Genomic DNA, 17,933 nt, shown 5'->3' on the forward strand with positions numbered 1-17,933 from the left:
TCGGTTGATCGATCATCGTGTGCAAAGGAACGGGCGCCGCGAGGCGCCCGTTTTTTGTTGCCGTCAGCGGGCGAAACGCGCCCGCAGCGCCTGCCACAGCCGCTGCCGCGCCTCGAATACGCGCAGCCCCAGCAGGAACGCGCTCAGCCACACCAGCCCTTCGGTCGCAAACGCGGCCACGGTGACCAGCACGATCCGCGTGGCCCGGTCGACGCCAAGCGCGAGCCCGACCGCCATCGCGATCCATGCCAGCAGACAGACCACGCCGCCGAGCGCGATCCAGCGCCACGGGCGTCGCACGCCCGCCTCACGACGCGCGCTCATTCTTCACCTCGCAGCGCGGACAGCGCCGCGCGATCGAGATAGCGGCCATCGAGCACCACTGCGCGCGCATCGCGCACATGCGCCAGATCCGCGAGCGGATCGCCATCGAGCACGAGCAGATCCGCCTCGTGCCCGACCGCAACGCGGCCCAGCCGATCGCCGGCGCCGAGTGCATCGGCCGCGCTCGCCGTACCGGCGCGCAGGATATGGGCGTTCGGCACACCGGCCTCGGCCAGCAGCGCCATCTCGTGGTGCAGGCTGACGCCCGGTGCGATCCAGGGATTGCTCATGTCGGTGCCCAGCGTCATCCGCGCGCCCGTCGCGTAGAGGCGCGCGGCCATGCGCTGCACCTTCGGCCAGATCGCGCGGGCACGTTCGAAATCCGCGGGTTCCCAGCCGATAGCGAAGGTGAAGAAATCGGTCCAGTTCGCCAGCAGCCGCGGATGCGCATAGCGTTCGGCATCGCGACGGTACGGGCTGTCGTCCCGGTCCTGGACGAAGGCCGCATGGAAGGCGACGAGGGTGGCATCGAACACCGGACGGTATTGGTCGAACGCCGCGACGAGGCGATCCGCCTCCGCGCCATCGGGATCGAAATGCTCCCACCACTCGAAGAACGCGAACGTCGCCGGGCGACGCGACGCGACATACCCCTCCGCGTCGGCGGGCGCCAGCAGGTCCGGGCTCACCGGCATCAGATGCACGAGTCCATCCAGCCCCATCGGCAGCGCGTCGGTCCATGCGATCTCTTCGAGATGCGCGACCGCCGGGCGGCCATGCGCATGCGCGGCCGCGATGCCTGCCTGCAGCAGTTCCGGCGACAGGCCGGTATAGAGCTTGATCCAGTCGGCGCCGGCATCGACCTGTTCGGCCACGACGCGACGCACATCGTCAGTCGTGGTCACGCCGGTCGCGAGCCCGGGCAGACCGGCGTCATTGAGTACGTGTCCGGCATCGAAACTTTCCGGGCCGGTCAGCGCGGCGTCGGCGAGGCGCGCCTTGTAACGTGCCGCGGCGGCGAGATCACCGGCCGGGTTGCGGATCGTGGTCACCCCGAAGCCGACCAGGCGCGCAGCGTTGTGTTCGGCGATGGCGTCGTCAGGCAGCGCTTCCATGACGATCGCGTCGCCATCCTGCCGCACCACCATCGGCCCCAGGGACAGATGCGCATGCATGTCGATCAGGCCGGGCATCAGATAGCGATCCGCAAGTGACACGACGGTGGCATCGCGCTGGCAGGCGCGGCTGCCGGGGTGGGTGATGCGGGCGATCCGGCCGTCTTCGATGCGCACGCAGCGCGGCGCGCTGCTGCGGCTGCGCTCGACATCGATGATGCGGACGCCATCGAGCGCCAGCGTCGTCGGCGAAGCCTGCGCGGACAGCAACGGCGCGCAGCTCAGCAGACCGGCGACGGACCATGGGATGAGAGGATGCATCGGCAACTCCAAGGTGGGTGTACCCGGATCAGTCGCCGGCAGCGCCGTATTTCTTACGCCGCCGATGCAAGACGATGTCCGTGTAAGAAATCCACGCCTCGCGACGACTGCTCTGTGGACACCGCCCGATTTGTTCGATGCCATGCCCCCTTCGTGGTCCCAGGTCCAAGCGCTCCACCCGCAACTCTGGCGCGCGGTCTGCGGCTATGAACTCAACCCGGCGCTGCGCGACGAACTGATGCAGGACGTGCTGCTGGCGGTCTGGCAGGCGTTGCCGAAGCTGCGTGCGCACGACCGTCTGCTGCCGTTCGCGCTGCGGGTCGCGCACAACCTGGGGGCGAGCCATGTGCGCTCGGCCATCCGCACGCCGGCGCCGCTGCCGCTGGATCCCGACACCCACGATGTGCCGGACCCGAACTCCGTCGCGGATGCCGAGCGCGCACGCAGCGAGTGGCTGTTCGAAGCCCTGACCACCCTCCCCCTGACGCTGCGCCAGCCGCTGATGCTGCAACTCGAAGGCTTCGACTACGGCGAGATCGCCGAGCTGCTGGGAATCTCGATGGAGAACGTCGGCGTACGCCTGCACCGCGCCCGCCACCAGCTCAAAACCCTGCAAGCCCGCGAGGAGACCACGTCGTGAACGATTTCGATGATCTGCTGCAGAACGCATGGCAGGCGACGCAGCCGTCGACAGACAGCGCAGCGCTGATCAGGCGCGTGCGACGCCATCGGCTGCGGCTACGGCTGCGGCGAGCGCTCGAGATCGCAATCACGCTGGGCGCGATCGCGATGTTGCTCCGGCCGCTGGCCGGCGCCGCCGTCACCCCGGCGTACTGGCTGGTCATGCCGTTCTTCGTGGTCTACATGCCGGCGGCGTGGTGGCTGCTGTTGCGTGCGCCGCAGCCGCGGCGTGATGCGGCGACGCTCGATGTCGCGACCTATGCGCAGGTACGCCTATCGCAGCTTCGCGCAGGCCTGCGGGAACTGCGCATCGCGCGTGTCACCGCCGTCGTACTGCTCGTCTACGCCCTGTCGGCGATGGCGATCTCGATCGCGGTCGGCGCGACCGCCTGGCAGCCCGCCGCCGGCGATCTGCTGCTCTATGCCGGCGCCTGCGCCGTGCTCACCTACGGCATTTCGTACACGCGGCGCCGACGCTATCGTGCCGAGTACCGTGGGATGCGTCGTCTCGCAGGCCCACGCTGAGCCTGCCCGACCGTTGCGGCCCGACAACCCGGCGGCGCGGGATCGTCTCGCGCGACTCAGGGCACGCCGGCGATGCGGTCACCGCTCCTGACCGGAATCGCCGGCACGCGCGCGGTCGCGCGCTACGGCCGCCAGTTCGCGTTGTGCTCCCAGAAGTCCACGCTGCGCCGGTAGGCCGCGCGGTCGAGCGGCACGCCGGAGCCCCCCTCCTCCACGCCCAACGCATTGCGCAGCATCGTGATCGGCGCCATCGGAATCTCTTCGGGTTCGGCGGTGTAGATGCAGCCGACGATGCCCCAGTCCGCGTCGATCGGTGAACCTTCCTTCGCGAGCTGTTCGGCGCTGTAGAGAATCACCACGAGGTACTCCGCGCGCGGCGCTTCCACGCCTTCGAACCAGCGCACCAGCACCGGCAGTTCCGCGCTGTTGCGGGCTTCGTAGCCCGAGCGCAGCAGGTGCCGGTTGGCGTCGGTGATCGGGACGGTCAGGCAGCGCGTCGAGGTCCAGTTGCGGTGCACGTGCAACTTGCAGAACGGCGCGTAGCCATCGAGCACGGCGTGCGGCGTTTCGCGGTTGAGGTGCGCCTCGAATTGCTCGGGCGTGATGTCCTGGATGGTGTTGCCGCGCGGTGTGCGGGGAAACAGGCGCGGGCGGGCGAAGGGCGTGAGAACGATGGACATGCGGGTCCTGGGATCAAAAAGAAGGGACGCCTTACAGCGCGCGCTCGGTGCGGTTGCGGCCACCCATCTTGGCGCGATACAGCGCGGCATCGGCTTCGCGGTACAGCGCACCGGCATCGGCGTGGCGGGACGCGTCAAAGCGGCTGCAGCCCACGCTCGTCGTCACGACATCCTGCACGCCGTCGAAGGCCAATGGACTTTGCGCGAGCGCCTCGCGGAAGCGTTCGGCGCGCGCATGGGCCACGGTGCAGTCGGCAGGCAGCAGCACGCCGAACTCCTCGCCGCCGAGACGCGCGCACAACTCGCCCGGGCCGTCGAAAGACGCGTGCAACCGGCGCGAGAATTCGACCAGGCATGCGTCGCCGGCCACGTGGCCGTAGCTGTCGTTGATGCGCTTGAAATGGTCGATGTCGAGGATCAGCAGCGACAGTGGGCGGCCTTCGCCAGCCAGCACGATCGCATGTTCCAGCGACTCGGAAAACTCGCGGCGGTTGGGCAGCAGCGTCAGACCATCGACGCGGCTCTGGGTCGCGAACAGATCGCGCTGCTGGCGCAGGTCTTCTTCGAGTTCCAGCCGCGCGCGGTATTCGCGATGGCTACGCCGCATCACCAGCAGCATGTAGGCCATGTAGACGATCCACATGGCGCCGACACTGAGCGCGACCTCGCGCCACAGCACGACCAGCGGGGGCACCATGACCCCGAGAATCGCCAGCGCTGATGGCAGCCGACGCATGCACAGCGTATGTGCGAGCGCCATGCCGAACGCACCGGAGAACAACAGCGCGATCAGCGGCGCGGGCTCGGGCAGCGCGGACTGGCTCCATGCGCTGAAGCTGCCCCAGACGATCGTCGTCGCAAGCACGACGCCCCACAGCGTGCGTAGATAACGGCGCGCCTCGCGTTCGTCCGGCGCAGCGGGAACGGGGATCAGCACGCGCACGACGGCGAGTGCCAGCAGCGTGCCGATGACCAGCAACGCCGACATCCGGTAACCGGTCGAAAACCCGGTGACCGCGAACGCAAGCGCCGCGGCGACGCCGTAGAACCAGCCGCCGAGCCGGGCGCGCTGGCGTGTTTCCAGCACTTCCTGGATCAACAGATTGCGGGCGCGCTGGGCGCTGCGGTCGTAGCTGGCAGGCGTGGTCGGCATCTTCGGAGAGTACGGCGAACCGGGTCGCCAGGACATCGCGCCGGGCGCATGCGATGGCGCTAAAGCGTCACGCGCCCACATCGTGCAAGAAAAAAGGCGGGCCCGAAGGCCCGCCTCTTCGTTTTGATCAAAGCGCCTGCGTGCGCCGGTCGAGATCGGCCTCGTCGGGACCTTCGTCCGATCCGTGCAGTTCATCGTTCGCCGCGGGGGGCTGACCGTCGCCGACGGCTGCGCCCGGCACTTCGTGGTACGGCAGCTGCAGCACGCGGCTGGTCATGCCGCGAATGCGGTTGGTCAGCGCGACGTCGGTGTTGAGCGTCTGCCCGAATGACGGGACGATCTGCTCGATACGCTCGCGCCACGGGCCATCCATCTGCGCCGGATACACCTTGCGCATCACGTCGAGCATGATCTTCGGCGACGTCGACGCACCCGGCGACGCGCCCAGTAGCGCGGCGATGCTGCCGTCGGCATCGGTGACGATCTCGGTGCCGAACTGCAGGATCGCGCCCTGCTCCGGATCGCGCTTGATCACCTGCACGCGTTGCCCGGCGGTCACCAGACGCCAGTCGGCGGGCTGCGCACCCGGGTAGTACTTCTGCAGTTCCGCCATGCGGTCGGCGTCCGACAGGCGTGCCTGGCTGATCAGGTAGCCGACCAGATCACGGTTCTCGGCGCCGACGCGCATCATGCCGGCGACGTTGTGGTTGTTGACCGAGGAGAACAGGTCGAACCACGAACCGTGCTTGAGGAAGCGCGTGCTCTGCAAGGCGAACGGGCCGAACAGCAGCACCGGCTTGCCGTCGAGCATGCGCGCGTCGAGATGCGGCACCGACATCGGCGGCGAGCCGTCCTCCGCCTTGCCATAGGCCTTCACTTCATGGCGTGCAGTCACGGCTGGGTTGTCGGCGGCAAGGAACTGGCCACCGACCGGGAAGCCACCGTAGTTCGCGGCTTCCGGAATGCCCGAATGCTGCAGCATCGTCAGCGCGGCGCCGCCCGCGCCGACGAACACGAACTTCGTGCGGATCGAACGGGTCGTGTCGGTGGCGAGGTCATGCACGGCGACAATCCAGGTGCCGTCGTCCTCGCGCTGCAGCTTGCGCACTTCATGCCGCAGGTGCAGGCCGAAGTTCGGACTGCGCTCGAGCGCCTGGGTCAGCTGGCGGGTGATCACGCCGAAATTGACGTCGGTACCGAGCGGCATCCAGGTCGCGGCAATCTTCTGCGCAGGATCGCGGCCTTGCATCATCAAGGGCGCCCACGCGGCGATCTGCGCCGGGTCTTCCGAGTACACCATGCCGTTGAACAGCGGCTCCTTCGCCAGCGCCGCGTGGCGACGGCGCAGATAATCGATGTTCGCATCGCCCCAGACGAAGCTCATGTGCGGCGTGGCGTTGATGAACTCGCCCGGCGTGCCGAGACGGCCGGCTTCGACCTGGTGCGACCAGAACTGGCGCGAGATCTCGAACTGCTCGGCGATGTCGACCGCGCGCGCGGTCTCGATGCTGCCGTCCTCGCGCTCGGGGGTGTAGTTGAGTTCGGCAAAACCCGAATGCCCGGTGCCTGCATTGTTCCAGCCATCGGAACTCTCCAGCGAGACGCCGTCGAGGCGCTCGTACATCTCGATGCGCCAGTCGGGCTCGAGTTCCTGCAGGTAGGTCGCCAGCGTGACGCTCATGACACCGGCGCCGATCAACACCACGTCGACAGGTTCGGCGTTCTCCGGCTCGGGCGGCGAACGCTCGAACAGCGGCCAATAGAGGAACAGACCGGCGGCGATCGCCACCAGCACGACGAGGCCGACGAGGGCCTTGAGGAATTTCTTCATGACGGGATCCTTGGGGAGGACGCCGGTCGGCGGCACCAGGACCGTCGAGGGGCACGGCCCGGCCAATGCCGGGCGACCCGGCAATTATAAAGCCGGCGTGCGTGGAGCCCGCGGGAAGGCGTGTTCCATGCAGGAGGCCGCCGGAATCTCTTCGCATTCATCGCGATCAAGAGATACAATTCGGCCCACACCGTCGCCGCAGGCCGCGCATGCTTCCGCTCAGCTTCGAGTTCTACCCGCCCAAGACCGACGACCAGCGCAGCCAGCTGGACCGGACCGCGAAGAAACTCGCCGTGCACGCGCCCGAGTACGTGTCGTGCACGTTCGGCGCCGGCGGTTCGACGCTCAGCCATACGCCCGAGACCGTGCGCCGGCTCAAGCAGCAGCACGGCCTGGATGCCGCGCCGCATTTGTCCTGCGTGGGCGGCAGCCGGGAAGAGATCCGGGAGTTGCTCAAGCTCTACCGCGCGATCGGCTGCAACCGCATCGTCGCGCTGCGTGGCGATCTGCCCTCCGGCATGGGCCATCCGGGCGACCTGCGCTATGCGTCCGATCTGGTCGCCTTCATCCGTGCCGAGTTCGGCGACCGGTTCCGCATCGAGGTGGGCTGCTATCCGGAGATCCACCCGCAGGCGGACGATGCCCGCGCGGACCTGCGCCATTTCAAGGCGAAGGTCGACGCCGGCGCGGACGCGGCGATCACCCAGTACTTCTACAACGCCGACGCCTATTTCCATTTCGTCGACACCGTGCGGCGCGCGGGCGTGGATATCCCGATCATTCCCGGCATCATGCCGATCTCGAACTTCAGCCAGCTGCGCCGCTTCTCCGAGGCTTGCGGCGCCGAGATCCCGCGCTGGATGCAGCGGCAGATGACCGCGCACGGCGACGATGCCGACGCGATCCGCGAGCTGGCCGCCGACGTGGTGACCAGTCTGTGCGAACGCCTGATCGCCGGCGGCGCACCCGCGCTGCACTTCTACACGCTCAACCTGTCCAAGCCCACCCAGGCCGTGCTCGCGCGCTTGTCCTGAAGCATCGCCCCGGACGCCACTGTCGCCATCACCGGCCAGCCGCTAGGCTGCGCCGATGCCCCGTCGCCCCTACCCCGCCCTGCTGCTGACCGCCTCGGCGATCGCGGCCGTGTGCGTGCCGGCTGGCGCGTCGGCGCAGGTCCGGCGCTGCACCGGCCCTGACGGCGGCACCATCTACACCGATCGCGCCTGTTCGGCCGTGGGCGCAACCGCGAGCGTGCCTCGGGCGGGGTCGGCGCGCCCGGCCTTGCCCAGGATCAGCTGCCAGCGCCAGCTGCGCGGACTGATCCAGGAACTGAGCTTCGCGATCGACCAGCGCGACACCAACCGGCTGGCCGGTCTCTACCACTGGCAGGGCCTGAGCCAGACCGGCGGTTACCAGATCCTGGACAGGCTGGACGCCATCGCGCAGCGGCCGCTGGTCAACATCACCGCGCAGCGGCCGGCGCAGACTGTGGTCGCCCAGGACCGCGGGGGGTTTACCGGCTGGGTCAGCGCGCGCGACCTCCCGACCGCAGCGCCCGAACGCCCGCCGACATCGCTGCGCATCGACCAGACCGGCGCGAGCGGCGGCGGCACCGTGACGACCGTGTTCGGCCTGCGTCGGCATCTCGGCTGCTGGTGGGTGAGTCTCTAATCCGTCGCAGAGCGGCGCGCGATGCCGCTCCGCGACGCCGGTATCAGTCCGCCGGCATCGACGGCCGCTCGGGCCGGAACGACAGGGTCGCCACAACACCGCGAACGGCACCCGGCACCACGCGCACCTGCCAGCCGTACAGCGCGCACAGACGGCGCACGATCGACAGACCGATGCCGCCACCCTGGGAATGTTCGGCGTGCGTGCCGCGATAGCCGCGTTCGAACAGCCGCGCTGCATCCTCGGCGCTGAGGCCGGGACCCGAGTCGGCCACCTCGACCGTGGCCTCGCCCAGACGCACGACCACCTCGCCTTCCAGCGTGTACTTGATCGCGTTGCCGACAAGATTGCCCAGCGCGACGGTGACCGCCGACTCGGGCGCATCGACTACCAGGGGCTGCGCGCCGGCCTCCAGTCGCAGCGTCAGCGGTTTGCCGGCAAGCTGGCCGCGGTGCGCATCGAAGAGTTGCTCAACCACGCGGCCGACGTCGGTCGCCCCATGTCCACGCTCATTGCGCGACAGCAGCAACAACGCGCTGATCAGATCGGTGCACTGCTGCTCGGCACGCTGAATCCGCGCAAGGCGTGCACGCGTCTTGTCGTCGAGTTCCGGCCGTGACAGCAGCAATTCCACCGCGCCTTTGATCACCGCGAGCGGTGTGCGCAGTTCGTGGCTGACGTCGGCGTTGAACTCGCGGTCGCGCTGCACGACTTCGGTCAGACGGAATGCGTAGTCGTCGAGCGCACTCGCCAGCTGACCGACTTCGTCGTCCGGGAAATGCGGCGCCAGCGCTTCGGGTGTCGACGTGTCGCCGGAACTGCGCAACCGGTTTGCCAGCGCCGACACCGGGCTCATGACCCGCGCCGCCGACCACCAGCCGATCAGCAGCGACAGCAACGACACCAGCACCACGGAGCCGAAGATCGCCCGCTGGAACTGCGTCGCGCCGCGCATCGTCTCGCTCATGTCGTAGGCGAGGAAGAACCATTCGTCGGGCGTCTTGCGCACCGCGAGTTTGTACATGAAGGGTGTGCCGTCCTCGTCGACGCCACTGAGGTTGTGGATGCCGTCGCCGAGTTCGTACCAGTCCGGCTGCTCGCGGCGCAGCTCCTCGAAGCGGTCACGCTTGATCACTCGCGCGCGGATCTGTTCCAGCGGCACCGCCGGATTGCGCACCGGATCGACGTAGTAGCGCCGTGCGTACTCGTCGATATTGCGGTTCATCAGGTCTTCGACCAGCGTGTTCTCCACGCGGTCACGCGCTTCCTGGGTCAGGAACGCGAACAGCGTCGTGAGCCCGAGACCGAGCAGCACGAACGACAGGATGATGCGACTGCGCAGGCGCCGCCGGTAACGGCGGCGGCTACGCGTCCGGGCCGGCCGGCCCTGGATGGACTCAGGTGGCCGCATCGGGAACCGCGATGCGGTAGCCGATGCCGTGACGGGTCTGGATGTACGGAACGTCGAACGGCTTGTCGATCACCGCGCGCAGGCCATGGATGTGCACGCGCAGCGAATCCGAATCCGGCAGCTCCTCGCCCCAGACGCGGGTTTCCAGTTCCTGTCGCGTGACCACTGCCGGCGAGGCCTCCATCAACGATTGCAGAATCTTCAGTGCGGTCGGATTGAGCTGCAGCAGCTTGCCGCCGCGACGCACTTCCAGCGTATCGAGGTTGTATTCGACATCGCCGACATCGAGGACGCGCGTATGCGTGCCCTTGCCGCGACGCGACAGTGCATTGAGGCGGACTTCCACTTCCTGCAGCGCAAAGGGTTTGACCAGATAGTCGTCGGCGCCCGAGTCGAAACCGGCGAGCTTGTTGTCGAGACTGTCGCGTGCGGTGAGCATCAGCACCGGGGTCTGCTTGCGCGCGTCGTTGCGCAACTTGCGGCAGACCTCCAGGCCGTCCATCCCCGGCAGGTTGAGATCGAGCACGATCGCGTCGAAGTCGTGGACCACGGCCAGATGCAGGCCGGTGACGCCGTCGGCGGCGAAATCGACGGTATGCCCGCGGTCTTCAAGATAGTCGCCGAGGTTGGCGGCGATGTCCTGGTTGTCTTCGATGACGAGGATGTGCATGGAGTGTCCTTGGCGTCGCGCCCGCAGGGGCGCGTTACGGTGAATACGGGTCTGGGCCGGATGATGGCACAGCGTTGCAATGCTTCCACGACGACCGTCGTCATCGCGCATACAAGATCGTCCGGCGCGATGGGCGCACGCGCGCTGTTGAATACGGCCTGCGGGGCGCCACATAAAAAGACCCGGACGGAAACCGCCCGGGTCGAAGAGTATTGCCCCGATTGCCGTCATCCGCTGCGGCCCCGGTGACCCGGGGCGGAGAGAGAGCGCAGTGCATTCCGGACGTGCAGATTAATGACGCCAACGTCGAAATCCGGAAAAAAAACGTTCAAGTTCCGTTCGAAACGGGCCGTCTTGCTCGTCGAGGCGTTGGTTTTGCCGCCACGTGGCGCGCGAGGTACTCGATGATGCCCCCGGCAATGTCGTCCTCGGTCGCCTCCTCGATGCCCTCCAGGCCCGGCGACGCGTTGACCTCCAGCACCAGCGGACCGCGCGCCGAGCGGATGAGGTCCACGCCTGCGATGCCCAGGCCGATGACCTGCGCGGCATGCACGGCAGCCGCGCGCTCTTCCGGCGTCGTCTCGACCGGGCTCGCGGTGCCGCCCCGGTGCAGGTTGGAGCGGAAATCTCCAGGCGGCGCCTGCCGCTGCATCGCGCCGATGACCCGGTCGCCGACAACGAAGCAGCGCAGGTCCGCCCCCTGTGCCTCGGCGATGAACTCCTGCATGACGAAGCTCGCATACAGGCCGCGCAGCGCCTCGACGACGCCGCGCGATGCCGATGGTTTCTCGGTCAGCATCACGCCAGCGCCCTGGCTGCCCTCGTTGAGCTTGATGACATGCGGCGGCGGGCCGAGTATCGCCAGCAGGTCGTCAGTGTCGTCGGGGTTGTCACCGAATACCGTGACCGGCAGGCCGAGGCCTTCGGCGGCCAGCAACTGCTGGCACAGCAACTTGTCACGCGCGCGCGCGAACGCCGCCGATGGATTGGGCGCGAACGTGCCCATCAGTTCGAACTGGCGCAGCACCGCATTGCCATAACGCGTCACCGACGCTGCGAAGCGCGGAATCACCGCGTCGTAGCCGACGATCGGCTTGCCCTTGTAGCGCATCGAGAACCCTTCGCTGCTGATGCGCATGTAACAACGCAGCGGGTCTAGCACGCGCACGGTGTGGCCGCGCACGCGCGCAGCTTCGACCAGCCGACGGGTCGAATAGAGTTTGGTATTGCGGGAGAGGATTGCGAGCTTCATCGAATCACCGGACAGGCGCACACCGCAGAGACGGACCACCAGTGAAAACGGCGACACCACTTCGATGGTGTCGCCGTCCGGATGTCACAAAAAATCTGTTGGAGCGGGTGAAGGGAATCGAACCCTCGTCAGTTGCTTGGGAAGCAACAGCTCTACCATTGAGCTACACCCGCGCGAGGTGGGCAGTCTATGCCGGGCCTGCGCGCATTGGCAACGGCGCCGGTCGGGCGCCGTTGCCTGCTGACGCAGGCCTCAGAAGCCGGCGCCGATGGTCGCGAATGCGGTCGTGTGGCTGCCGCCCTTCTGACCGACCGTCAGGCTGGCGCCAATGTTGGCTTCAAGACCGAACAGCGTGGTCTGCGTGCCCAGCGTGGCGGTGGCGTAGCTGTTGTCGTAGCCGCGCGCGGGCACCGCGTAGGGCAGCGTCGACGGCAGCGACTGCGACTGGGCGAAAGCCTCGGCCGGTGCGTCTTCGAACTCGCGGTCGATGGTGAGGCGCGCATACGGACGGAAGCTGTCGCTGGCGGCGTAGGCGAACTGCCAGCCGGCGCTGCCGATCAGCGAGTCGATGTCCTGCGACGGGTACGCCAGCGAGCTCGACACGGTCGGATCGCTTTCGGCGAAACCGTCGACCTCGATGCGCTGCGCGACCAGCGACAGCACCGGACCGTGCTGCAGCGCGCCGGCGCCGAAATTCCAGCCGGCGCCGATTGCCGCGGTGACATTGCTGCCGTCGGCCTGGCCGGAATGCACGCGGGTCACCGGGCCGATCTGCACGGTGCGGTCGGTGTCGAAGTCGAGCCAGGAGTAGCTGAGCTGGCCGTTGACCCAGGCGCCGCTGTCGGCGCGCCAGCCGACGAAGCCACCGACCGTCGCTTCGGTCTGGTCCCAGCTACCCCGGCGCAGACCCCAGTCGTTGCCCTGCTTGCCGTAGCCGACGAAGCTGCCGAAGGTCGTGTTACCCGAGGTCCAGTCGAGACCCGCGGTCAGCGCCGGGCCGACGCCGTCGTAGGCATCGCCATGGTCGTAGCGTTGCATGTCGGCGCGCACGTCGGCCCACCAGCTGCGGCCCTCGCTGCGGGCCGGCGCCAGGCTCAAACGATTGTTGATGCGGTCGGCGCGGGCGCGGCCGGTCACGGTCGCGGACTGCGGCAGCACCGCGATCTGCTGCGGACCGTCGATCATCGCGATCGCGAGGTCGGCGATCATCTCGTGCGCACGGCTGGCCGGGTGCACGCCATCGGCGAACAGGTAGGTGTCAGCCGCGGACGGCGTAGCGAGCGAGGTCGGATTGCAGAACACCGACGAGTCGCCAATCCCCGGCTGCGCCCGGCACGCGGCCGAGGTCACGTTGGCGAAGCCGTACAGCGCCGGACTGGCGGACACTTCCTGCAGGAAGTGGAAGGTATCGACTGGAATCACACGCAGCCCCTGGCTCGCCAGGCCGCCATAGAGCGCGGTGTTGTAGGTGTTGGCGAGCGCGGTGCCGGTGGCCATGCCCACGGCGCCGCCGGCGCGCGACTGCGGGGTGAGACCGATGTCGGGGATCGACGGCACCAGCACATAGCGGGCACCCGCGCCCTGCAGCGTGCCGACGAGGCCGACCTGGGCGGTGACCGCCGAGCCGATGATCTGCTGCGCCTGCGCTGGATTGGCGGCGACCGCGAACAGGTCGTTGGCGCCGCCCCACACGGTGTACAGCGCGTTCGCATCGGCGCGGCCGCCGTTGGCGGTCAGATAGGTGTTGACCTGCGCGGCCAGCGAGGGCGCCTGACCCAGCGCTGTCGCGGCGGTGGCCGACACGCGCGCGCCACCGGCGGCATAGTTATCGCCGCTCTGACCATTGCCATTCGCGTCCGCGCGGGTGCCGTAGCGGTCGGCGACGTGTTCGGCCCAGGTCAGACCCGGGTTGGTGGTGAAGCGGCCCAGGATGGCGCCCGAGGCGCCGACCGGGGAGGCCACGATGACCGGCCGGAAATAGCCCGCATCGGTGAGGCTGTCGCCGAAGAACACCGTGCGGGAAAACGGCTCGGCGGCGAATGCGGGAACAGTGGCTGCGGCAGCAAGTGCGACGGCGAGGGCGGCGCGGATGGGCCTGGACGACATCTGGGGGTTCTCCTGGGAATTGGCATTGGCCGGCGTGTTTCCGCCGGTCCATCCGGCAGCGCATGGCGCCGAAGCGCGGGATCATCCCATGCCGTTTCCGGCGCCGGCACGCCGCAGTGCGGCACGCGTGCGTCGGCTGCCCGATGCGGCGACAATTCCGCCATGCACATCCGACTCAACGGCGAGGATCTCGCCATCGATACCGGCAGCACCATCGCCGCACTGCTCGCACAACAGGGATTGGCCGACCGCCGCGTCGCGGTCGAGGTCAACGGCGAGATCGTGCCGCGCGGTCGCCACGCCGAGCACACGATCCACGAGAACGATCAGGTCGAGATCGTGCACGCGCTGGGCGGTGGGTGACCTGTCGCGTGCGGCCGGCGGTGCCATCCGGCGTCGGCCGCAGGGGCGAATGTCCACACGGCGAGGCCGACCGCGTGCGAAGCACCGCTTTGCGCCTGAGCCGAGGGTCCTGCGGACTGCGCAATGCTGCTCATCGGACCGACAATCCGAAGCCGGGCGATGCTCCATGAACAGCGAGCCGGCCTGATGAAGCGTCTTGGGCGGCGCACGACATGACGCCTGGCGTCGATGCGCTGATCGTGAACGCCCACATGCCCCTGCCGCATCGGCGATAATCCCCCGATGACCACTGCCTCCCCCGCTGATGCCGGCCTGATCATCGCCGGCAAGACCTATTCCTCCCGCCTGCTGACCGGTACCGGCAAGTTCAAGGATCTCGACGAGACCCGCCTGGCCACCGAGGCCGCAGGCGCGCAGATCGTCACCGTGGCGATCCGCCGCACCAATATCGGCCAGAACCCGGGTGAGCCCAACCTGCTCGATGTCCTGCCGCCGGACCGCTACACGATCCTGCCCAACACCGCCGGCTGCTACACCGCCGAAGATGCGGTGCGCACCTGCCGCCTGGCGCGTGAGCTGCTCGACGGTCACAACCTGACCAAGCTCGAAGTGCTGGGCGATGCGCGCACGCTGTTCCCCGACGTCGTGCAGACGCTCAAGGCCGCCGAGCAACTGGTCAAGGACGGCTTCGATGTCATGGTCTACACCTCCGACGATCCGATCCTGGCCAAGCGTCTGGAAGAGATCGGCTGCGCCGCGGTGATGCCGCTGGCCGCGCCGATCGGTTCGGGCCTCGGCATCCAGAACAAGTACAACCTCATCGAGATCATCGAGAACGCCAAGGTGCCGATCATCGTCGACGCCGGCGTCGGCACCGCGTCCGATGCGGCAATCGCGATGGAACTCGGCTGCGACGGCGTGCTGATGAACACCGCGATCGCCGGCGCGCGCCATCCGGTGCTGATGGCCAGCGCGATGCGCAAGGCGGTCGAGGCCGGTCGCGAGGCGTTTCTTGCCGGCCGCATTCCGCGCAAGCGCTTCGCCAGCGCGTCTTCGCCGGTCGACGGTTTGCTGGGCTGATCGGCGCGCGATGACCAACCCGTTTTCCAGCGAAGGTGCCAAGGCCCCGCCCAAGCCGTTCACGGCGACCGAAGGCCGTCGCGAAATCCGCAGCTTCGTGCTGCGCCAGGGCCGGTTCACGCCGGCCCAGCAGCGCGCGTTCGATGACGCGTGGCCGAAATTCGGGTTGGACTACCAGGGCACGCCGCGCGATTTCGACACCACCTTCGGCCGCAGCGCGCCGCGCATCGTCGAGATCGGCTTCGGCAACGGCGCGGCGCTGCGGCACTCGGTGCAACTGGATCCCGCACGCGACCACATCGGCATCGAAGTGCATGCGCCAGGCGTCGGACGTGTACTCAATGCGCTGGCCGAGGACGGCAACGACAACGTGCGCGTGTACCACCACGACGCGGTCGAAGTGCTGGAACACGAGATCGCCGACGGCGCGCTCGACGAGATCCGCATCTATTTTCCGGACCCCTGGCACAAGAAGCGCCACAACAAGCGCCGACTGGTGAAGCCCGAGTTCGCCGCGCTGCTGGTGCGCAAGCTCAGCCCCGAAGGTCGTCTGCACCTGGCGACGGACTGGGCCGACTACGCCGAGCAGATGTGGGATGTGCTCGACGCGACTCCCGGGCTTCGCAACCGCGCCGGTCCGCGCGGCCATGTGCCACGACCGCCGTGGCGGCCGCAGACCCATTTCGAAACCCGCGGCCAGAAGCTCGGCCACGGCGTCTGGGACCTGCTGTATGACCGCGTCGCTGAAGACGCCGCCGGACGCTAGTGCAGTGATACGGGCCCCAGGACGCCGGGTTCGACATCCGCTGCACGCGGCGCCGCGCAGTCTGTGGGCGATGGCCCGCGTTCACTCCGATCCACGCGTCACCGATTGCCTGGACGGCCTGCGACGCTGATGGATACCGCGCTCGCCCTCACCACCGACATGAAGATCGTCCTGGCCCTCGTGGGCCTGACGATGGTGTTGTTCGTGTTCCAGCGCGTGCGCGCCGATCTCGTCGCGCTGGTGGTGCTGGTGCTGCTGGGCCTGACCGGGCTGGTCGCCCCGGAAGACGTATTCAACGGCTTCTCCTCGAACGCGACGATCAGCGTCATCGCCACGATGATTCTCGGCATGGGGCTCGACCGCACGGGTGCGCTGAACCGCCTCGCAGGCTGGCTGCTGCGGCGCGCCAAGGGGCGTGAAGATCGGCTTCTGATGCTGACCGCCGCCACAGCCGGCCTCAATTCGTCGGTCATGCAGAATCCGGCGGTGATGGCGCTGTACATGCCGGTCGCCGCGCGCCTGGCCTCGCGCTCAGGCCTGCGGCTGGCACAGATGCTGCTGCCGATCTGCGTGGCGGTCATCATGGGCGGCACGCTGACGATGGTCGGTTCCTCGCCGCTGATCCTGCTCAACGACCTGCTGACCGCGGCCAACGCCAACCTGCCGTCGGGCGCCGCGACGCTCGAATCGCTGAACATGTTCGCGCCGCTGCCGATCGGCCTGGCGCTGCTGGCCGCTGGGCTCGCCTATTTCCACTTCCGCGGCAATGGCGAACTGCGCGCGCTCGAGGACGGCAGCGACGGCAATGTCACGCCGGCGCGCACGCAGAGCTATTTCGCCAGCGCCTACGGCATCGACGGCGACATCTACGAACTCGTGGTGACCGCCGAAAGCCCGATGGTGGGCATGACCTTCGGCGAGGCCGAAGCGATCCACGATGCGCCGGTGCTGCTGGCGCTCAAGTCCGACAACGAATCGCGGTTGGCGCCGCCGGCCGATGCGCGCATCTGGGTCGGCAGCGTGATCGGCGCGATGGGCCAGCGCCAGCAGGTGGCCGATTTCGCCCAGAACCAGTTCCTGCGCCTGAGTACGCGACTGCGCAACTTCGGCGACCTGTTCAATCCGAGTCGCGCCGGCATCGCCGAAGCAGTGGTGCCGCCGACCTCGAAGTTCATCGGCAAATCCGCGTCCGAGCTGAGCCTGCGCAAGGAATACGGCGTGCGTCTGCTGGCGATCAACCGCGACAAGGAGGTGATTCGCGAGAATGTCCGCAACATGCCGTTGCGCGCCGGCGACATGCTGGTGCTGCACAGCATCTGGCAGGATCTCGCCAAGACCGCCAAGTCGCTCGACTTCATCATCGTCACCGACTACCCCAAGGGCGAACAGCGGCCGCACAAGTTCAAGATCGCGATGGCGATCTTCGCAGTGACGCTGCTGATCGCGTTGTCCTCGCGCGTGCCCACCTCGGTGGCGCTGATGGCGGGCGTTGCCGGCATGCTGGTGTTCGGCGTGCTGAAGATGGATGAGGCCTACAGCGCCATCAACTGGAAGACGGTCTTCCTGATGGCCTGCCTGATTCCGCTGGGCTGGGCGATGGACTCCAGCGGCGCCGCGGCCTGGGTCGCCGGCCACACCATCGAACGCTTGCCCGTGGGACTGCCGATCTGGGTGCTGGAAATTGCGGTCGCGTTGCTGACGGCGGCGTTCTCGATGGTGATCAGCCACGTCGGCGCGACCATCGTCGTGGTGCCGCTGGCGATCAACCTGGCGCTGGCAGTGGGCGGCAATCCGACTGCGTTCGCGCTGATCGTCGCGTTGTCGGCATCGAACAACTTCGTGACCCAGTCCAACCCGGTGATGTCGATGATCATCGGCCCGGCCGGCTACAAGGCGCGCGAGTTGTGGAAGATCGGTTTGCCGATCTCGCTGATCTACACCGCGATCATCGTGCTGATGGTCAACCTGCTGTTCTGACCGGCTT

General features: G+C 67.9%; 17 protein-coding genes and 1 tRNA gene. 8 read left to right on the top strand and 10 right to left on the bottom strand.

Features of this window, described 5'->3' with window-relative positions; all coding sequences use genetic code 11:
* Window positions 1–63: 63 nt before the first annotated feature.
* Window positions 64–324 (bottom strand): hypothetical protein, encoded by a 261-nt coding sequence (locus J2X52_RS08420; protein WP_310151502.1) that lies wholly within the window; start codon window positions 322–324, stop codon window positions 64–66.
* Window positions 321–1,760: an amidohydrolase family protein gene (locus J2X52_RS08425; RefSeq protein WP_310151504.1), complete on the bottom strand. Its 1,440-nt coding sequence runs from the start codon at window positions 1,758–1,760 to the stop codon at window positions 321–323. The genes J2X52_RS08420 and J2X52_RS08425 overlap by 4 nt, the downstream gene beginning before the upstream one ends.
* 142 nt (window positions 1,761–1,902) lie before the next feature.
* On the opposite strand from J2X52_RS08425, the gene J2X52_RS08430 reads away from it, so the two are divergent.
* Window positions 1,903–2,400: an RNA polymerase sigma factor gene (locus J2X52_RS08430; protein ID WP_310151506.1), complete on the top strand. Its 498-nt coding sequence runs from the start codon at window positions 1,903–1,905 to the stop codon at window positions 2,398–2,400.
* On the top strand, window positions 2,397–2,966 hold the full coding sequence (locus J2X52_RS08435) for a hypothetical protein (RefSeq protein ID WP_310151511.1): 570 nt from the start codon (window positions 2,397–2,399) through the stop codon (window positions 2,964–2,966). Before J2X52_RS08430 ends, J2X52_RS08435 begins: the two co-directional genes overlap by 4 nt.
* 122 nt (window positions 2,967–3,088) lie before the next feature.
* On the opposite strand, the gene J2X52_RS08440 is transcribed toward J2X52_RS08435, so the two are convergent.
* From J2X52_RS08440 to mqo, 3 genes are all read right to left on the bottom strand, one after another.
* Window positions 3,089–3,646 carry a DUF3228 family protein gene (locus J2X52_RS08440; protein ID WP_310151514.1) on the bottom strand — a complete coding sequence of 186 codons (558 nt, stop codon included), beginning with the start codon at window positions 3,644–3,646 and terminating at the stop codon, window positions 3,089–3,091.
* 31 nt (window positions 3,647–3,677) lie between these two features.
* Entirely contained in the window at window positions 3,678–4,799 is a 1,122-nt protein-coding gene (locus J2X52_RS08445; protein WP_310151518.1) for a GGDEF domain-containing protein, read from the bottom strand.
* A 127-nt stretch (window positions 4,800–4,926) separates the two neighbouring features.
* Window positions 4,927–6,630 carry a malate dehydrogenase (quinone) gene (gene mqo, locus J2X52_RS08450; protein ID WP_310151524.1) on the bottom strand — a complete coding sequence of 568 codons (1,704 nt, stop codon included), beginning with the start codon at window positions 6,628–6,630 and terminating at the stop codon, window positions 4,927–4,929.
* 209 nt (window positions 6,631–6,839) lie between these two features.
* Between mqo and metF the strand changes: the two genes are divergently transcribed.
* Window positions 6,840–7,664, top strand: a complete 825-nt coding sequence (gene metF / locus J2X52_RS08455) for a methylenetetrahydrofolate reductase [NAD(P)H] (protein WP_310151527.1) — start codon at window positions 6,840–6,842, stop codon at window positions 7,662–7,664.
* A 55-nt stretch (window positions 7,665–7,719) separates the two neighbouring features.
* A complete protein-coding gene (locus J2X52_RS08460; protein WP_310151532.1) occupies window positions 7,720–8,301 on the top strand; it encodes a hypothetical protein in 582 nt (193 codons plus the stop codon).
* A 43-nt stretch (window positions 8,302–8,344) separates the two neighbouring features.
* Here J2X52_RS08460 and J2X52_RS08465 read toward each other — a convergent pair whose 3' ends face one another.
* The 5 genes from J2X52_RS08465 to J2X52_RS08485 all read right to left on the bottom strand — a co-directional run bounded on the left by J2X52_RS08465 (window position 8,345) and on the right by J2X52_RS08485 (window position 13,740).
* The gene (locus J2X52_RS08465) at window positions 8,345–9,712 is read right to left on the bottom strand and encodes a HAMP domain-containing sensor histidine kinase (RefSeq protein WP_310151536.1); all 1,368 of its coding nucleotides are present in this window, start codon (window positions 9,710–9,712) and stop codon (window positions 8,345–8,347) included.
* Entirely contained in the window at window positions 9,699–10,382 is a 684-nt protein-coding gene (locus J2X52_RS08470; protein WP_310151539.1) for a response regulator transcription factor, read from the bottom strand. Before J2X52_RS08470 ends, J2X52_RS08465 begins: the two co-directional genes overlap by 14 nt.
* A gap of 328 nt (window positions 10,383–10,710) precedes the next feature.
* Window positions 10,711–11,634: a 30S ribosomal protein S6--L-glutamate ligase gene (gene rimK, locus J2X52_RS08475; protein WP_310151543.1), complete on the bottom strand. Its 924-nt coding sequence runs from the start codon at window positions 11,632–11,634 to the stop codon at window positions 10,711–10,713.
* Window positions 11,635–11,733: 99 nt separating this feature from the next.
* Window positions 11,734–11,807, bottom strand: a tRNA-Gly gene (locus J2X52_RS08480).
* Window positions 11,808–11,886: 79 nt separating this feature from the next.
* Window positions 11,887–13,740, bottom strand: a complete 1,854-nt coding sequence (locus tag J2X52_RS08485; RefSeq protein ID WP_310151545.1) for an autotransporter domain-containing protein — start codon at window positions 13,738–13,740, stop codon at window positions 11,887–11,889.
* A 162-nt stretch (window positions 13,741–13,902) separates the two neighbouring features.
* Between J2X52_RS08485 and thiS the strand changes: the two genes are divergently transcribed.
* From thiS to J2X52_RS08505, 4 genes are all read left to right on the top strand, one after another.
* Window positions 13,903–14,103: a sulfur carrier protein ThiS gene (gene thiS, locus J2X52_RS08490; protein WP_310151550.1), complete on the top strand. Its 201-nt coding sequence runs from the start codon at window positions 13,903–13,905 to the stop codon at window positions 14,101–14,103.
* 282 nt (window positions 14,104–14,385) lie between these two features.
* A complete protein-coding gene (locus J2X52_RS08495) occupies window positions 14,386–15,183 on the top strand; it encodes a thiazole synthase (RefSeq protein WP_310151552.1) in 798 nt (265 codons plus the stop codon).
* Between the two features lie 10 nt (window positions 15,184–15,193).
* Window positions 15,194–15,949, top strand: coding sequence for a tRNA (guanosine(46)-N7)-methyltransferase TrmB (gene trmB, locus J2X52_RS08500; RefSeq protein ID WP_310151555.1), 756 nt, complete (start codon window positions 15,194–15,196; stop codon window positions 15,947–15,949).
* 129 nt (window positions 15,950–16,078) lie between these two features.
* Window positions 16,079–17,926, top strand: a complete 1,848-nt coding sequence (locus tag J2X52_RS08505; RefSeq protein ID WP_310151557.1) for an SLC13 family permease — start codon at window positions 16,079–16,081, stop codon at window positions 17,924–17,926.
* Window positions 17,927–17,933 lie beyond the last annotated feature (7 nt).

Source organism: Luteimonas sp. 3794, assembly GCF_031456825.1.
Taxonomy (GTDB): domain Bacteria; phylum Pseudomonadota; class Gammaproteobacteria; order Xanthomonadales; family Xanthomonadaceae; genus Luteimonas.

What these genes read in the sequence shown, in the direction of transcription:
- J2X52_RS08420 (WP_310151502.1), bottom strand. Translation starts at nt 324, where the DNA reads ATGAGCGCGCGTCGTGAGGCGGGCGTGCGACGCCCGTGGCGCTGGATC.
- J2X52_RS08425 (WP_310151504.1), bottom strand. Translation starts at nt 1,760, where the DNA reads ATGCATCCTCTCATCCCATGGTCCGTCGCCGGTCTGCTGAGCTGCGCG.
- J2X52_RS08430 (WP_310151506.1), top strand. Translation starts at nt 1,903, where the DNA reads ATGCCCCCTTCGTGGTCCCAGGTCCAAGCGCTCCACCCGCAACTCTGG.
- J2X52_RS08440 (WP_310151514.1), bottom strand. Translation starts at nt 3,646, where the DNA reads ATGTCCATCGTTCTCACGCCCTTCGCCCGCCCGCGCCTGTTTCCCCGC.
- J2X52_RS08445 (WP_310151518.1), bottom strand. Translation starts at nt 4,799, where the DNA reads ATGCCGACCACGCCTGCCAGCTACGACCGCAGCGCCCAGCGCGCCCGC.
- mqo (WP_310151524.1), bottom strand. Translation starts at nt 6,630, where the DNA reads ATGAAGAAATTCCTCAAGGCCCTCGTCGGCCTCGTCGTGCTGGTGGCG.
- metF (WP_310151527.1), top strand. Translation starts at nt 6,840, where the DNA reads ATGCTTCCGCTCAGCTTCGAGTTCTACCCGCCCAAGACCGACGACCAG.
- J2X52_RS08460 (WP_310151532.1), top strand. Translation starts at nt 7,720, where the DNA reads ATGCCCCGTCGCCCCTACCCCGCCCTGCTGCTGACCGCCTCGGCGATC.
- J2X52_RS08465 (WP_310151536.1), bottom strand. Translation starts at nt 9,712, where the DNA reads ATGCGGCCACCTGAGTCCATCCAGGGCCGGCCGGCCCGGACGCGTAGC.
- J2X52_RS08470 (WP_310151539.1), bottom strand. Translation starts at nt 10,382, where the DNA reads ATGCACATCCTCGTCATCGAAGACAACCAGGACATCGCCGCCAACCTC.
- rimK (WP_310151543.1), bottom strand. Translation starts at nt 11,634, where the DNA reads ATGAAGCTCGCAATCCTCTCCCGCAATACCAAACTCTATTCGACCCGT.
- J2X52_RS08485 (WP_310151545.1), bottom strand. Translation starts at nt 13,740, where the DNA reads ATGTCGTCCAGGCCCATCCGCGCCGCCCTCGCCGTCGCACTTGCTGCC.
- thiS (WP_310151550.1), top strand. Translation starts at nt 13,903, where the DNA reads ATGCACATCCGACTCAACGGCGAGGATCTCGCCATCGATACCGGCAGC.
- J2X52_RS08495 (WP_310151552.1), top strand. Translation starts at nt 14,386, where the DNA reads ATGACCACTGCCTCCCCCGCTGATGCCGGCCTGATCATCGCCGGCAAG.
- trmB (WP_310151555.1), top strand. Translation starts at nt 15,194, where the DNA reads ATGACCAACCCGTTTTCCAGCGAAGGTGCCAAGGCCCCGCCCAAGCCG.
- J2X52_RS08505 (WP_310151557.1), top strand. Translation starts at nt 16,079, where the DNA reads ATGGATACCGCGCTCGCCCTCACCACCGACATGAAGATCGTCCTGGCC.